The following is a 14,610-nucleotide window of genomic DNA, read 5'->3' on the forward strand; positions in this document are numbered from 1 at the left end:
CACTCATCTCATGGGTTCTAGCCGGGTGCCTGGTGTTGCTGGGAGGCTCGGTTCCGGTAGCGGCTGGCGGGTCAGCACTCATACTTTTCTGGCCTTCGAGGTCTGGCGGCAGACTGTGCGCCCGTCGGTCGTGAGGAGATGGTGACCGCTGCTGGGATGACGTGCCCCGAGATGGTTTCGGTGAGCACTTGGGCCATGAGATCGCCGGGCGTCTCCTCCGCGCTGCTGACCTGTCAGGGCTGAGGCACCAGGAGGCAAAGCCGATGCTGTTCGTTGGAGATGACTGGGCTGAGGATCACCACGATGTCGAGCTGGTCGACGAGGGCGGGAGGGTGTTGGCCCGGCGGCGACTGCCTGAAGGGCGTGTGGGCGTGACGCGCCTGCATGCGTTGATCGCTGAGTTCCTGCCCGACCCGAAGGATGACCTCGATCCCACGCCGCAGGTAGTGATCGGGATCGAGACCGAGCGGGAGGCGTGGGTGGCGTCGCTGGTCGCCGCCGGGTACACGGTGTACGCGATCAACCCGCTGTCCGCGGCGCGGTATCGCCAGCGGCATTCCACGTCGGGGGCGAAGTCCGATGCTGCCGATGCGCATCTGCTGGCCGAGATCGTTCGGTTGGACCGTGCCCATCACCGCAGCGTCGCCGGGGACAGCGCCTTGGCCGAGGGCGTCAAGCTCGCCGCCCGGATGCACCAGAACCTGGTGTGGGAACGCACCAGGCATGTGCTGCRGTTGCGCTCGACGCTGCGGGAGTTCTTTCCCGCTGCGCTGCAGGCGTTTTCGGAGCTTGACGCCCCGGACGCGCTGGAGATCTTGGCCAAGGCCCCGGACCCTGACACGGCGGCGCGCATGACCCGCCGCACGATCCTTGCGGCAGTCACCCGGGCACGGCGACGCAACCCCGAGGAACGCGCCGAGCAGACGATGGCGGTGCTTCGGGCGCACGAGCTGCGTCAGCCGGGACCGGTCCAAGCGGCATACGCGGCTGCGGTGAGGGCTCAGGTCGCTCTGATCTCCACCCTGAACACCCAGGTTGACTCCCTCGAGCAGGTGGTGGCCGAGCATTTTGGCCAGCACCCGGCCGCTGAGATCCTCACCAGCCTGCCGGGGCTGGGCACCGTCCTGGCCGCCCGGGTGCTCGGCGAGTTCGGGGATGACGCCGCCAGATACGTCGACGCCAAGGCCCGCAAGGCCTACGCCGGAACAGCACCGATCACCAAGGCATCCGGCACCAAGAAGGTCGTGATGGCCCGCTACGCGCGCAACAAACGACTGGGCGACGCCGCACAGCAATGGGCGTTCTCCTCGATGCGCGGCTCCGCCGGCGCCAAGTCCTACTACCAGCAGCTCCGAGCCCGCGGCACCGGGCACCAAGCCGCCCTGCGTCAGCTGGCGAACCGATGGGTCGGCATCCTTCACGGCTGCCTCAAAACCGGATCCCTCTACGACGAGGGCACCGCCTGGAGTCACATCATCGCCTCCACCACTTGACACAACCAGAACCTGGGATGTCTGCCGCGNTGCCTCAAAACCGGATCCCTCTACGACGAGGGCACCGCCTGGAGTCACATCATCGCCTCCACCACTTGACACAACCAGAACCTGGGATGTCTGCCGCGATCCGTGAGTCGGGGAGGTGCGTCTATTCGCCGCGTGACGCCGCTTGGCATGATGCGAATCCGCACCGGGGTCAGGCGCAGCGGCGAAGGGTGCCTGATCAACGATTTGAGCAGCAGCCCCCCTTTCAGACGGATGGCCTGCGGTCCCCCGGGCGCAACTCAGTGACAGACAGGGTTGCGCGATCGGCCGGGCCGCGCCGCGCGTCTGCGAATCTGGCCGGTGATCCACGAGCTGTGGCGGCATGGTCACGACGACGTCGGCTACGCCCTGGTGGTCACCAGTGAGGACGACCGTCTGGCACAACTCCTCTACGAAGCAGCCGGGTTCCGCCGGACCGAAGGCGAGGGCGGGTCCCTCATGCTTGCGTACGAGCGAGACTTGTAGGCCTCGGCGGCCGCGTCTATCCGCCGGGTAGCCCATTTGCTCGGGTGCCATGGATCCGCTCCGGTAGCGTTTGCAGCACACCTGGCAGAACGAGGTAGCACGGGTGAGCGATGACACGATGGCACTCTCGGAGGGCCGCTGGCGCCGGGTTCCCATGGTCCGCTGGCTGCCGCGCTACCAGGCTGCGTGGCTGCGCGGAGACCTCATCGCCGGCGCGGTGGTGGCGGCGCTCGCGATTCCGCAGGCTCTCGGTTACGCGTCGATCGCAGGTGCTCCCGTTGAGGTCGGCCTCTACGCGCTCCCGGTGGCGCTCGTGGCATATGCCGTGTTCGGCTCGTCCCGACAGCTCGTCGTGGGCCCGGTGTCGACGGTGTCCGTGCTGTCCGGGTCCCTTCTGGCCAGCTTCGGGGTCGCAGGTACGGCGCAAGCAGCGTCATACACGGCCGCACTGGCGCTCGGCTCAGGGCTGGTGCTCGTCGCTGCGGGCTTCGTCCGGGTTGGGTGGATGGCAGAGTTCCTGTCCAAGCCAATCGTCACAGGCTTCGTCCTCGGACTGACCCTGCTTGTCATCCTCAACGAAGTGCCCCACCTGGTCGGGGTGTCGACGCCGACAGGGAAGGTGATCGAACGGGTAAGTGCCCTGGGTTCGAGCGTCACTCGCGGCGAGGCCGACCTCACGACTGTGGCCGTGTCGGCGGTCTCGCTCGTGGTCCTCTTTGGCGGGCACCGTCTGCTTCCGAAGTTCCCTTGGGGTCTGTTGGTCCTGCTCGGCAGCCTTGCGGCGTCGGCGGCGCTGGATCTTCAGGCACGCGGGGTTGAGGTTGTCGGCCCGGTCCCGCGTGGGCTGCCGAGGCCCGGCATACCTGCCGTCGACCCCGCCGATTTGGCCGGCCTACTCACCGCCGGAGCGGCACTAGCCCTCGTGGGCCTGGCAGAGGGCCTGAGCGCGGCACGCCTCTTCGCGGCACGGGGGGCCTACCGGATCGACGCCGACCAGGAGTTGCTCGCCTCCGGCGCGGCCAACGTCGCGTCCGGCCTGTTCGGTGGGCTCGGCGTGGCCGGGAGCCTGTCCAAGACGGCTGCGGTCAGTGACGCCCGCGGGCGGACGCAGCTGACCGGGCTGGCTGCGGCGGGGCTGGCCGTGGTTGTCATCGTCGCCATCGCCCCCGCGCTGTCGGTGCTCCCACGGGCGGTGTTGAGCGCGATCGTGGTAAACGCGGTGTGGAAGCTCATGGACTTCGAGGCCATGGCCCGCTACAGAGTGGTGCGCCGCAACGACATCGTCGCCGCCGTCATCGCTGCGGCGGGCGTGCTGGCGTTCGGCCCCCTGAATGGCCTCTTACTCGCCGTGGCCGGATCGGTGATCGGCCTGGTCTTCCGCTCCACCAGGGTCGACGTCGAAGTGATGGGCAAAGTGCCCGATGAGAAGGCAGCATGGGGGAGCACCCGCAACCATGCTGAGCGCTCGACGTACCCCGGGGTGATCGTGCTTCGCCTCGACGTGCCGCTCTTCTGGGTCACGGCGGCGCCGGCCAACGACAGCATCCTCGCCCTGATTGACTCCACACCGGCTACGCGCGCTCTGGTCCTCGACCTGGAGGCGACCAACCAGATGGACACGACCAGCGCGGACGCCCTCGCGGACCTCCGGGCTGCCCTGGTACGACGGGATGTCGACCTCTTCCTCGTCCGGGTCATGTGGCCGGTCCGCAAGGCGCTGCGCCGCTCCGGACTGATCCCCGATCTCGGCGAAGACCACCTGTGGCACAGCATCTCTCAGGGCGTGCGTGAGGCACGTCGAGTGCACGGCCTGCTCGACCTCCCTGCCCACGACGGGGTGCCACCCGCCGGCGGAGCGCTGGCCGACGAACCCCTCGACGCAGACGGCGAGGAACACATCGTCGCCCGCGACCCGGGTCCAGCCCCGCCGAACGAGCAGGGGTCATAGTGAACGCCGTGCCCGAGGGAGATCCTCAACCAGCCTGGCCTGGTTGAGAGCCTCGGGCGATGGTGACGTTCGATCTGCGTGGTGCCCCTCCCAGTACCCGCCGGCTGAAGTCATGACTCATGCGTCATATCGCCGCCTGTCGGCCGCACCGACTTTCCGCACATAATGCCGAGAGCCGGTAGCAGCAGACTGCGCGCCGTACGATCCGCTGTCGCGCACGTAGGGCGTGAAGGGCATGCGTTGGGCCCGAAGATGAGGGTGGGCCGCAGCGTCGGGTCATTCACTCTGAGCGAGCTCAGCGAGTCGATCGAGCGACGCCATCAGCCTCTCGGTTGTGGTCGCCTGAGCGCGCGGGATCCGCCGGTCATCGTCGGACAACCGTGTCCAGTCGTAGGTGTGGGTGACGCGCGTACGCGATGACGTGATTGGCTGCAACTCCCATCGCCACAGGTGTCCCGGCGGCTCCTGACCCGGCTCAGCGGGGACCCAGGCGATTCGTCGGCCCTCGACGAACTCGACCACGTGGTTCTCTCGGATGTTGCCCTTGGTGGTTGTCATGGTGAAGACATCACCGACGGCGTGGACTCTTTGACCGGCGGGTGCCCGAGACAGGTTGTCGTTGCCATCCCAGCGCGGCTGTTGGGTCGGATCTGCGATGAGCTCGAAGATCCGGGCGGTTCCCGCAGCAATATCGCGGCTGGCGCTCACGACACGCCCAACTTCGCCTTGGCTGGCCATGGGTCCATCCAAACACTCGATGCCCCTCGAAGGGTGCCACCTGACCGCGGCCCGTTTCACTGCCAGCGGTTGGCCTCCGACATCGCCGGGCACGACTGCCGACCCGCCACCACAACCGCTGGAACCGCTGGCAGCGTGTGGGAACCCCGACGAGGCCGCTGGGGTTACACCACACGGACCTCAACCCGGATGACCATAGGGCCGTCGTGGACCGGCCGCGGGTGAGCGGCCCGGTCCGGAGCGCCTCCAGATGGCCTCGCCCGAGGCGCGTACATCGTCATCGGTCACGGCGCAGAAGCAGAACCTCGAAGGAGGTCGATCTCGATGACGAGGCCGGCGCTCAGGTAGCGGCCACCGACCTTGACCTGCGGGCGGCTCCACCGCCGGATCGAGAGGGTGAACTCGCGCCGCGCCACCGCGTCGCGAACGTCTCGGCCGAACATCACCCCGACACGTTACGTCTGCGTGGGCCAGTCCCCACACTGAGCCTGGAGGTCGATCGCGTGTGCCCCGGAGGCGGCCGTCGGTCCGAACCCGTCGACCGCCCAGGTAGCGAGAGTCGCTCGTTCGGGCACTCGTCGCGAAGGCGTGTCATTCCGCCGCCTGAAGGGCGTCTCCCCCGCATGCCCGTTAGCGGTCGGCTCCATTGGAACATTCTGACGTCGCTTGCCACCCAGATCTGCTCGTCACCAGACGAAGGGGACCAGCCGCGCACGGTCCTTCGCGAAGTCCAGATACGCGTCTCCAAGACTGTCGATCATCGCGTGCTCCTCGCGCAGAAGTCGGTAGATGAGCCCAACCAGGATCAGAAGGAAGCAAGCAGCGGTGCCCACCCAGTTGCCGAGCATCAGGCCACAGCCGACGAACGCCGCGAGTAGGCCGGTGTAGCTGGGGTGCCGCAGTATCCGATAGGGGCCGCGTTCGACGACCACCTGATCGGAAGAAGTCTTCACCACGGTCGTGAAGTACGTGCCCAAGGTGGCGAACGACCACCACCGCAGCAGTAGGCCGAGCCAACCGATCACTGTTCCCAGTACGAACACCCCGGCACCATCGAGTACAGCTTCGGGCACCAGGGCCTGGGCGAGCGGCAGCATGAGGATGCCCGCGAAGAAGATCACCCGGAACACCACTTCACCTCGGACGTCCGTGCGCGAGGCACCGCGACGCCATTTCACCACCTGAGAGAACTCGCCTACAGCGAATGCAGCGACGCTGATGCCGAACACCAGCCGAGCCCAGGCTTCCTGTTGAATCCAGGCCGTCGCCACGCGAACCAGTCTGCCAGTCATAGCGTGTCCGGGCATGCCGCGCGGAGGACGAGACGTCCGTCCATGCGCTGATGCCCGCGTTGACGACCGGGCGTCACCCCGCCGCCTGTCGACCATTCTGGCTGGGGTGTGCAGCCCCAGCGCGCCGCGTCCTCAGGCGAGCAGGCGCGCGACCTCCGCCATCTGCACCTGCGTCAGCGGGCCGTGCTGCAGCGCCGCGGCATTTGCCTCGGCCTGCGCCACGGTGCGGACTCCGGGGATAGGGACGGTGGCCGGGCTCCGTCCCCAGATCCAAGCGAGCGCCCCCTGGGCGGGAGTGCGCCCACCGGACGTGATGACCTCGCGAATCGCGGCAGCCCGGGCCAGCCACTCCGGGTTCGGCCTGCCGTCGATGAAGTACTTCATCCAAGCCGCACCTGTCGCGCGGACATCGGTGGCCGAGAGCCTCGCCCCGCCGTCGTAGGCGCCGGTGAGCACGCCCATCCCCAAGGGCCCGCGGTTGATGCTGGCGAGGTTCTCGCTCTCGCAGAAGTCGAGCATGGCGGGGTTGTCCTCGAGCACGTTGAGCTGGTGCTGGACGGACGCGCAGCGCGGACCCGCTGCGAAGACGCGGGCGCGATCCACATCGTCGGTGCTCCATCCGTACGCGCGGATAGTGCCCTCGTCGACGAGCCCCTCGAGCACGGCGCGCACGTCCTCGGCCCGGGCGGGTTCGAGGTCGCCGACGTGCAGCTGGAAGAGGTCGATCCAGTCGGTGCCCAGGCGTCGAAGGCTCTCGGCACATGACCGTCGCACCGCGTCCGGCGTGACGTCGACGCCGCTGACGCTCTTGCCGGCCTCGTCCACGGCGTAGCCGAACTTCGTGGCGAGCACGACGTCGGAACGCCGGTCGGCAACGGCGCGACCGAGCACGACCTCGCTGTGGCCGGCCCCGTAGTTGGCGGCGGTGTCGAAGAAGGTGACCCCGCCGGCCATCGCCGCATGGAGCGCGCGGACCGACTCGTCGTCGTCGACCTCGCCCCAGCCCGCCTGCTGGCCGTCCATCGTCCACGGACCGCCGATGGCCCAGCAGCCGACCCCGAGGGCGCTCACGTCGATGCCACTGCGGCCGAGGGTTCGCCGGGTCGTGATGGTGTTCTCAGATGTCGTCATGTCAACGACGCTAGATCCTTGAGCGCGCACCAGATCAAGCCCTTGAACGGACCATTCGTCGACCCTCACCTCTACGGTGGACCGATGACGACGACGCGCAAGGACGGCGCCGGCCTCCGCGTCGGTGAGGCCGCGCGAGAGGCTGGGGTCAGCATCGACACCCTCCGGTACTACGAGCGCGAGGACCTGCTCCGTACGGAACGCACCCCGAGCGGCCATCGCCGCTACTTCGAGAGCGACCTCGAGTGGATCAGCGTGCTCACGTGCCTCCGCGAGACGGGCATGCCGATCCGGCGGATGCGGGAGTTCGCCACGCTCGTGGGCGAGGACGACGACGCGACCATCGGTGCCCGCATCGAGCTGCTCGAAGAGCACCGGACCGAGGTGCTGCGCCAGATCCGGGAGCTGCAGGCAAACCTCGAACGTGTCGAGGGCAAGCTCGAGTGGTACCGCTCGCGGCTCCCGTGACCTACGACGTCCGGTTCAGCGACGGGTGAGGTAGACGACCGGGATCACCCGCTCGCTCTTCATCTCGTAGCGTTCGATGCTGGGGTGGCGGCCCTTCTGCTTCTGCCGGATCGGGGTGGCGCTACGCCGCCTCGGAGTCAGGCCTGCGTACCGGCTGAGCGCTTCAACGACCCACTTCGACGCCAATCACCATTCGTCATCACCCTGCCAGTTGGCCACGCGACGGCGGCAGAGCCGGCCGTGACATTGGCAGCGCAGCCGGCGGGTGGCACTTGGCTGGGCGCATGGTCATCGTTCGTCGCGCGCGGTGGTCGCGCCGTCAGCCGCCCGAGCGACCGCTGCGGCCTGACCGCGGTTGGCGACGCCGAGTTTGGCGAGCACTCTTCCGACGTGGGTGCTGGCTGTCTTCTCGGTGATGAACAGGGCTGTGGCGATGGCCCGGTCGGTGGCGCCGGTGCTGACGAGGTCGAGGACTTCGCGTTCGCGTCGGGTAAGCACGTTCAGCGGCCCGGCTCGGGCGTCAACCTGCGGGAGCGGCACGCGGAACCGACGGGCGGCAAGGGTCGCCTGCTCTTCATACCAGCGCGCTCCCATGGCGTGCGCGTCGTGACGGAGCCGGATGAGGATCTCCTTTCCTTCCTCGCGTGCGCCGTGCGCGAGCAGCTCTCGAGCCAGTTCCAGCTGAGGGCGGAGTGCCGTGTAGCGACCGAAGCGTGACGCGAGCTCGGCCGCACCGCGCCATTGCGCGATCGCCGGAAGACAAGCGAGCTGCGCCTCAAACGCTTCAGCGAGGGCCAGGTGCATGCCGTACCAGGTTTGGGACCATTCCGAGGTCGCGTGACGCTGAGCGACGTCGAGGGCGTCGGCAGCCGTCCGGATCAGGTCCTCAGCTGGCGGGACGCCCGCAGCGCGGGCAGCGACCATGGCGCGGTACGAGCAGCTGGCTGCTAGAGCCAGCCGCAGCGGCGAGTCGGTGTGTGCGGTCGTCGCCAAGAGGGCCTGTGCCGTGGCCAGCATGCGCTGGTGGTCCGACACCTCCTCGCAGGCGTCGATGAGGCGCGGAGAGTGGCCAACTCCCGGCTGGGCGGTCCCGGCAGCGATGCCCTCTTCCTCGATCGCCAGAGCCGAGCGTGCCTCCCCCCGCGCGAGCAGGAGGGTGACCCGCATCCATCGATCGCGGTAGTCCTGCTTGGCGGGGAGGCAGGCTTCCTCGAACAGGGCTTCTGCGTCGGCGAACCGCCCGTCCCAGACGAGCCATTCCACCTCCTGCTCAGCACCGAAGGCCACGAAGCGGGGCAGCCCGGCGCGCTCGGCATCCGTCCGGACCTGCCTGGCCAGCGCCAGTCCGTCGTCGACGAGGCCACAGATGACCATGAAGTACGCGAGCTCCCCACGCGCCTCCAGGCTCATGCCCGGTTCGTCGGCGGCCTGCGCCGACTTGACCGCGTCGCGGTAGACAGTCAACGCCTCGGCGCAGCGGCCGAGATTGAACAACGGGTCGGCCAGCTCCCACCGAGCCTCCGCGAGCAGGTCTTTTGCCCCGAGGGTGTCGGCCACCGAAATGGCCCTGGACGCCAATCTCAGGGCGAGACCGTACTCCTCCAGGTTGCTGTGGTGGAACGAGCTCGCGATGAGTGCCTCGGCAAGCTCACGACTGGGCTCGTCACCTGCAAGGGTGATCGCACGCTCCAGCGCCTCCGCTCTGCTGATCAGCTCAGGGACCTCGCCCCAGCTGCTGCCGACTGCTGTGTACACGCGGCAGGCAGCAAGGGGGTCACCGTACGGATCGAGCAGCGCGACCGCCCGCCGCAGCAGGTCCTGCACGCGGTCCCCAACGCCTTCGTTGGCGAGCACCTTCGCGGCGAGCCGAGGTAGGTCTGCCTCGACGAGACCGGTCACGGCCCCGGCGTCGGGCACCCGGTCCCAGAGTTCGAGGGCACGCTCGAAGTGGTCCGCTGCGCCGGCCGCGCCGTACTGCTTGCCGGCCAGCCCTGCCCACACCGAGGCCCGGAAGGTCAGCGGGATGTCGTGGCCGGCGTATGCGTGGAGTGCGAGCGCGGCACCGAACTGCCACCGTTCGGCGGTCGTCCCCGACTCGACGCGACCACGCAGCGCGGCCGCGTAGGCGGCGTGCATCTTGGAACGCTCATGGGGAAGCACGTCGTCGTGGATCGCCTCACGCAGCAGGGCGTGCCGGAACGTGAAGCGGTCCCGGACCCGGACGATGACGTTGGCGTCGAGCGCCTCCTGAAGCGCCGTCTGGAACTGTGGGTCGGGCAGGCCGGAAGCCTCACGCAGGACCTCGACGTCGATCGTGCTGCCGCCGACCGAAGCGAGCCGGGCGAGTCGAGCCGATCCTGTCGAGAGCTTGTCGGCGTGGCGCAGCAGCAGGTCGTGCAGCAGCAGGGGGACCGCGATGTCAGCGGCGCTGAGCAGCTCCTCCACGTGGAGTGGGTTGCCGGCCGAGCGCTCCAGCAGCTGGCTCACGGCCAGGGCCGGCAGGGTATGACCGGTGCGCCGCTGGGCCAGCTGTGCGACGCCGTCCGTGTCGAGGCCTTCGAGGTCGGCTCGGGTCGTGGCCGGGCTCCGGGTCAGCTCGAGCAGCAGCGGCCGCACCGGGTGCCGCCGGGTCAGCTCGTCGGTGCGGAGCGTCACGACGAGCAGCAGCGGGGCGCGGCAGGTGCGCAGCAGTGCCAGGGTGAAGTCGCGGACCGTGGTGTCGGCCCAGTGCAGGTCCTCGAGCGCGAGGACGAACGGCGCGGCCCGGGCAAGCGCCTCGGTGGCCAGCAGCAGGCTCTCGAGGGAGCCCTCCGACGACGACGGCTCGCCGGCGGCGAGCCATCGGGCCGGCCCCGGAACAACCTCCAGCCGGGTTCCGCTGTGCTTGACGATCGCCCTCAATGCCTCGGTGACGGGATCGAACGGCGGCCCTGTCGCCAGGTCCAGGCAGTGACCGACCGTGAAGCCAAGATCGAGCGCCGCTGCCCGGGCGCCTAGAGCATGAACGAGCGTGGTCTTCCCGATGCCGGCGTCGCCGCCCACGAGCAGGGCACGGACGTGGGGGTCGGCCGAACCCGCGTCGGCAAGGGTGGCGCGGAGGAGGCCATCGGCCAGGACGATCTCCTCGTCCCGGCCGAGGGGTTGTTCCAGCTCGAACGTCCTGGCCATCGGCGACTCCACAACGGGCGCGGACGGATCCGCCCACACTGCCCTCAGCGTACGAGCACCCACGTGCGGGTGGTGTCAGAAGGCAACGGAAGCAGGGACGTTCCCGGCCAGGACGATCTCGTTGTGCACCGATCGCCGGTGGCTGGTGGCGTACTCGGCCAGCAGGTCCTTCATCAGCGAGTCCCGGACGGCTGATGCAGCCTGTACCGCAGCGGTTCCGCTAGGTTCCGGCATCGGCTGCGACATGCCGGTGGCGTTGGCGGATCCAGCGGAAGCCGCGAAGGCAGTTGCCGCCAGCAGACCGGCGGCGAGGTGGCGAGTGTTCATGAGCCTGGTGCTCCTTGTCAGGTGTGGCGGCTTTTCCGCCAACACCTCCACCATTCGCGCCGAGCGCCCCTCGCACATCGGGAGAACTACTACAGCTGACCGGCCGCCTCCGTAGGTCTCCAGAGCGGCCGCGACGAAGGATGACCTAGCAGAATTCGGGAACGCCGCGACCTGATGCCCTTCGAGCGACACTCGCCAAGCGCGTCGTTTCGCCGCGTGTGGTGCTTCGTCGATGCTTTGCATGGCCTTCTGGCGCGTTCTCCCATGCTGCGTCCAGAGGCGCGGGCAAGCCAGATGCGGTCTTGGCCCGGGCGGTTGACGGCGCAGGGCCGGGAACGGGCCCACCTGCCACGCTCAGCGGCTGGCGCGAGCCAACGGGGTGCCATCCAGGGCGTAACGGAAGGCCACCAGCGAGTCGAAGACCTGCAGGACGCCGGCCTCCTGCAGCTCACCGACGGAGAAGCCGCCCGTGCGGACCCCGAGGGTCGGAATGCTGAGCTTGGCCGCCGCCTGGGCGTCGTAGATCGAGTCGCCCACCATGATGGCGCCGGCGCCCTCGACCTTGGCCAGCGCCGCCGCCACGATGTCCGGCTCGGGCTTGCTCTTCTCCACATCGTCCGAGGTCGTCCAGGCATCGGCCAGGGACTTGCCGTCGATGAGGTCGAGGAAGGCCTCGACGTGCTGGGACTTGCCCGAGCTGGCAAGCACCAGCCGGAAGCCGCGCTCCTTGACCTCGGCCAGCAGCTCGTGCGCGCCCTCGAAAGGCTGGATCTCGCCGATCAGCTCGTCGAACTCCTCCGCCCACGCCTCGCGCAGGTCGTCCCCGTGCGCCTCCTCGGCCTGCCGTCCGGCGACCGCCGAGACGAACTGGTCCCCACCCATCCCGATGCCGCGGTGGATGCGCCACATCGGCAGGGTGATGTCATAGCGGCGCAGGGCGCGGAACCACGCCAAGGCATGCTGGTAGTTGGTGTCCACGAGAGTGCCGTCGACATCGAAGATCGCCGTATCCGCCATGTCACCTTCTTACCCCGCGGGGCAGCCGCTACCAGCCTCGCGACCGCGGTCCCAGATGCGTCACATCGCCGACTGGAAGGCGGGTGGTTTGCGCCCGCATGCCGTGCGCGTACGTATTCAACGGGTAGCACCGGCGCACTTGGCCGCGGAAGGCCGCTTTCGATGGTGCCGTCGGCTCAGGGCTGCCGGCCTACTTCGTCGTGGGACGCATCGACTGCGCGGAGGGTTGTCGTCGACGATGGCGGCGAGCTGCCCAGCGGGCTGCTTCGCTGGCAGCTGCCGCCGCGGCGACGACCAGCGTCAGTGCCGTCAGGGCGAGGTCCCCCTTGTTGTGATCCCGCAGACGCATAATCCCCAACATGCCCTCTATCGCGTGCTGCAAACGCCTTCATGGAGGCCAAGTGAACAGGAATGTCTGCCGCGACCCGCTTGGACAGCGTCGTCGCCTGAGACTGACGCGGTTCACCGCATACGGATCAGCCGTTGGACGCGCTGGGATGACGGAAGATTCCGACCCCCGCGGCGAGCACCAAATCGAGCCAGGCGCCGATCACTTCAACTGGTACGTGACCTTGCCGATCTCAGTCGTGCCGAGATCGGTTGACGCCACGAGGTCGACAGGCGTCTTGACGTCGTCAAGCTCGAACGCAACCGCATTTTCGACCGTGCCGCCCTTCTTGATCTCCTCCGTTTGAGTGTCCAAGTACTTGTCGTCGGGTAGAGAACCGACTTGGAGCTCGTTCTCCGCATTCGGGTTGTTGTCCTGGTAGGCCCTGATCGTCAGCAGGATGCCGGGTCGTCGGGTCGACCTTTTGGCCACTGACATTCGTCGTCTTGTACCAGAACGCGATCACTGGCTTTTCGCCGTACTCGTTTCCCTTCTTCCCGACCGGGATGAGCTTGTGCTTCGTGATCTCGATGCGGATATCTGGGGTCGTGAGCACGCCGTCCTTGAATGAGGCGTCAGCTTCAGCAGCATCGCTCGTGGGAGACGAACCACCACGACTCGAACTCTCGACCATGCTCGTCGAGACGGCGCCCGGTGCGCTGCTATCTGTACTCGCACTTCCGCCACACCCACTGAGCACAAGAGCGAACGAGGCGAACGAACACGTAAGCAAAAGCGACTTCTTCACGTATAACCCCTGATTCCCTGCTGCTCGGAGAGCAGCCGTTACGCCCCACGAAGTGGGGCTATGAGTGGGCGGTCCGACCCAGCGGCCGCAGGAACTTGTGTCAGCCGGGGTCGCGCCGGCGTCAAGGTATCGGACAAATGGTCGGGATTGACGGACCTCGGTGACGTGTTTCGCCGACAGCCAGGCCCCTGGCAATGCCCGCTCTCATTCGACAGCAGCCCTACACCTCGGTTGCCGACGCCAGCTTCAGCCAGCAAATCCGGTCGGACGGATGACTCGTGCCGGGACTCCCGCGACGATGGTGTCGGCGGGGACGTCCTTGGTCACGACCGCTCCGGCGCCGATCACGGCACCGTCGCCGATGGTCACGCCGGGCACGACCGTGACGCCTGCTCCCAGCCACACGTTGCGACCGATCCTCACCGGCGCCGGCTCCATGTCGGCGCGCCGGGCCGGGTCCATCGAGTGGTTGAGCGTCGTCAGCGTGCTGCCGTGCCCGATCAGCGTCCCGTCGCCGATGGTGATGCCACCGGTGTCCTGGAAGCGGCAGCCCATGTTGACGAAGACGCCCTCGCCGAGGGTGAGGTTCTTGCCGAACTCGGAGTAGAACGGCGGGAAGACCGTCACCGACGCAGCCACCTCCCGTCCGGTCAGCCGGGACAGCAGCGCCCGCACCTCGTCCGGGGAGCGGTAGGCGCCGTTCAGCTCCGCGAGGACGAGCAGCGCCTCCTGCGACGCCTCGTGCATGAACGCGTGCGCCTCCGACCCGCCCTCGATGAGGCGCCTACTGTTCACGTGGTCGAGGAACTCCTCCAGCGTCACCGCGTTCACCTCGCCTCGACGGTCGCCGTGACGGGACCGCGCTGGTCGGCGATCTGCGCAGCGGCGCCCTCGTCCAGACGACCGAGGACGACGATGCCGGGGTAGTAGGACTGGTCGCCGTAGTAGAGGACGAGGTCGTTGCCGGGGGCGTAGTAGCCGACGTCCCCCACGTCCGGGTCCGCACCATCGGGCTGCCCGTCGAGCGAGAGCGGTGACGGCAGCGCTCCGGTCTTCTCCACCCCGCCGTGGTCGATCATGTCGACGGTCACCGGCAGCTGTCGCAGCAGGTCACGCGACGCCGCGCTGTCGGTCAGCACAGCACCGAAGCGCCTCTCTCCCAACGTGATCACGATCTTCATCTGGTCCTCCTCGAGGTCGGTCGACTGAGCGGAACTTGATGTCGTATGCCGTGTCGTGGCGGTCGGGATGGTCTGCGCGCGGCCGGGTGCCTCCCGGCCGTCGACGGTCTCGACCGCCGAGCCACAGCCCGCGGTCAAGACCGTCGTCAGCCCGAGAGCCGCCATCGCCCCGTGCGTCCTGCTCGACAGCAACACCAC

The 14,610-nt window shown here is 68.2% G+C and carries 13 protein-coding genes and 1 pseudogene; 3 read left to right on the plus strand and 11 right to left on the minus strand.

From position 1 onward, the window contains the following. Positions 1 to 263 precede the first annotated feature (263 nt). Together ASD90_RS00005 and ASD90_RS00010 are read left to right on the plus strand one after the other, a co-directional pair. A complete protein-coding gene (locus ASD90_RS00005) occupies positions 264 to 1,493 on the plus strand; it encodes an IS110 family transposase (protein WP_056754092.1) in 1,230 nt (409 codons plus the stop codon). A gap of 616 nt (positions 1,494 to 2,109) precedes the next feature. Then, complete coding sequence (locus ASD90_RS00010) at positions 2,110 to 3,954, plus strand: SulP family inorganic anion transporter (protein WP_056749912.1); 1,845 nt, start codon at positions 2,110 to 2,112, stop codon at positions 3,952 to 3,954. 276 nt (positions 3,955 to 4,230) lie between these two features. On the opposite strand, the gene ASD90_RS00015 is transcribed toward ASD90_RS00010, so the two are convergent. The 4 genes from ASD90_RS00015 to ASD90_RS00025 all read right to left on the minus strand — a co-directional run bounded on the left by ASD90_RS00015 (position 4,231) and on the right by ASD90_RS00025 (position 7,115). Beyond that, on the minus strand, positions 4,231 to 4,692 hold the full coding sequence (locus ASD90_RS00015) for an SRPBCC family protein (RefSeq protein WP_056749916.1): 462 nt from the start codon (positions 4,690 to 4,692) through the stop codon (positions 4,231 to 4,233). 284 nt (positions 4,693 to 4,976) lie between these two features. Beyond that, positions 4,977 to 5,138, minus strand: coding sequence for a hypothetical protein (locus tag ASD90_RS23260; protein ID WP_157622893.1), 162 nt, complete (start codon positions 5,136 to 5,138; stop codon positions 4,977 to 4,979). 240 nt (positions 5,139 to 5,378) lie between these two features. Further along, complete coding sequence (locus ASD90_RS00020) at positions 5,379 to 5,963, minus strand: isoprenylcysteine carboxylmethyltransferase family protein (protein ID WP_235506324.1); 585 nt, start codon at positions 5,961 to 5,963, stop codon at positions 5,379 to 5,381. A 153-nt stretch (positions 5,964 to 6,116) separates the two neighbouring features. After that, positions 6,117 to 7,115 carry an aldo/keto reductase gene (locus tag ASD90_RS00025; RefSeq protein ID WP_056749922.1) on the minus strand — a complete coding sequence of 333 codons (999 nt, stop codon included), beginning with the start codon at positions 7,113 to 7,115 and terminating at the stop codon, positions 6,117 to 6,119. An 84-nt stretch (positions 7,116 to 7,199) separates the two neighbouring features. Here ASD90_RS00025 and ASD90_RS00030 point away from each other — a divergent pair, with 84 nt between their 5' ends. Then, positions 7,200 to 7,583, plus strand: coding sequence for a MerR family transcriptional regulator (locus ASD90_RS00030; protein WP_056754094.1), 384 nt, complete (start codon positions 7,200 to 7,202; stop codon positions 7,581 to 7,583). A 288-nt stretch (positions 7,584 to 7,871) separates the two neighbouring features. On the opposite strand, the gene ASD90_RS00035 is transcribed toward ASD90_RS00030, so the two are convergent. The 7 genes and pseudogenes from ASD90_RS00035 to ASD90_RS00060 all read right to left on the minus strand — a co-directional run bounded on the left by ASD90_RS00035 (position 7,872) and on the right by ASD90_RS00060 (position 14,610). Continuing rightward, positions 7,872 to 10,751 carry an AAA family ATPase gene (locus ASD90_RS00035; RefSeq protein WP_056749924.1) on the minus strand — a complete coding sequence of 960 codons (2,880 nt, stop codon included), beginning with the start codon at positions 10,749 to 10,751 and terminating at the stop codon, positions 7,872 to 7,874. 75 nt (positions 10,752 to 10,826) lie between these two features. Continuing rightward, a complete protein-coding gene (locus tag ASD90_RS00040; RefSeq protein WP_157622895.1) occupies positions 10,827 to 11,078 on the minus strand; it encodes a hypothetical protein in 252 nt (83 codons plus the stop codon). 354 nt (positions 11,079 to 11,432) lie between these two features. Beyond that, positions 11,433 to 12,095, minus strand: a complete 663-nt coding sequence (locus ASD90_RS00045; protein WP_056749932.1) for an HAD family hydrolase — start codon at positions 12,093 to 12,095, stop codon at positions 11,433 to 11,435. 550 nt (positions 12,096 to 12,645) lie between these two features. Continuing rightward, the gene (locus ASD90_RS24085; RefSeq protein ID WP_056749935.1) at positions 12,646 to 12,921 is read right to left on the minus strand and encodes a DUF5067 domain-containing protein; all 276 of its coding nucleotides are present in this window, start codon (positions 12,919 to 12,921) and stop codon (positions 12,646 to 12,648) included. A gap of 34 nt (positions 12,922 to 12,955) precedes the next feature. Beyond that, positions 12,956 to 13,117: pseudogene (locus ASD90_RS24645) on the minus strand (hypothetical protein); the annotation flags it as partial. A gap of 360 nt (positions 13,118 to 13,477) precedes the next feature. Further along, entirely contained in the window at positions 13,478 to 14,062 is a 585-nt protein-coding gene (locus ASD90_RS00055) for a sugar O-acetyltransferase (protein WP_082588376.1), read from the minus strand. After that, positions 14,059 to 14,610: a cyclophilin-like fold protein gene (locus tag ASD90_RS00060; RefSeq protein WP_235506326.1), complete on the minus strand. Its 552-nt coding sequence runs from the start codon at positions 14,608 to 14,610 to the stop codon at positions 14,059 to 14,061. The genes ASD90_RS00055 and ASD90_RS00060 overlap by 4 nt, the downstream gene beginning before the upstream one ends.

This window comes from Terrabacter sp. Root181 (assembly GCF_001428505.1).
In the GTDB taxonomy this organism is placed as follows: Bacteria; Actinomycetota; Actinomycetes; order Actinomycetales; family Dermatophilaceae; genus Terrabacter.

Bases quoted from the DNA above. Each gene is read 5' to 3' on its own strand.
- ASD90_RS00045 (WP_056749932.1), bottom strand. From the start codon at position 12,095: ATGGCGGATACGGCGATCTTCGATGTCGACGGCACTCTCGTGGACACC.
- ASD90_RS00030 (WP_056754094.1), top strand. From the start codon at position 7,200: ATGACGACGACGCGCAAGGACGGCGCCGGCCTCCGCGTCGGTGAGGCC.
- ASD90_RS24085 (WP_056749935.1), bottom strand. From the start codon at position 12,921: ATGTCAGTGGCCAAAAGGTCGACCCGACGACCCGGCATCCTGCTGACG.
- ASD90_RS00035 (WP_056749924.1), bottom strand. From the start codon at position 10,751: ATGGCCAGGACGTTCGAGCTGGAACAACCCCTCGGCCGGGACGAGGAG.
- ASD90_RS00040 (WP_157622895.1), bottom strand. From the start codon at position 11,078: ATGAACACTCGCCACCTCGCCGCCGGTCTGCTGGCGGCAACTGCCTTC.
- ASD90_RS00025 (WP_056749922.1), bottom strand. From the start codon at position 7,115: ATGACGACATCTGAGAACACCATCACGACCCGGCGAACCCTCGGCCGC.
- ASD90_RS00015 (WP_056749916.1), bottom strand. From the start codon at position 4,692: ATGGCCAGCCAAGGCGAAGTTGGGCGTGTCGTGAGCGCCAGCCGCGAT.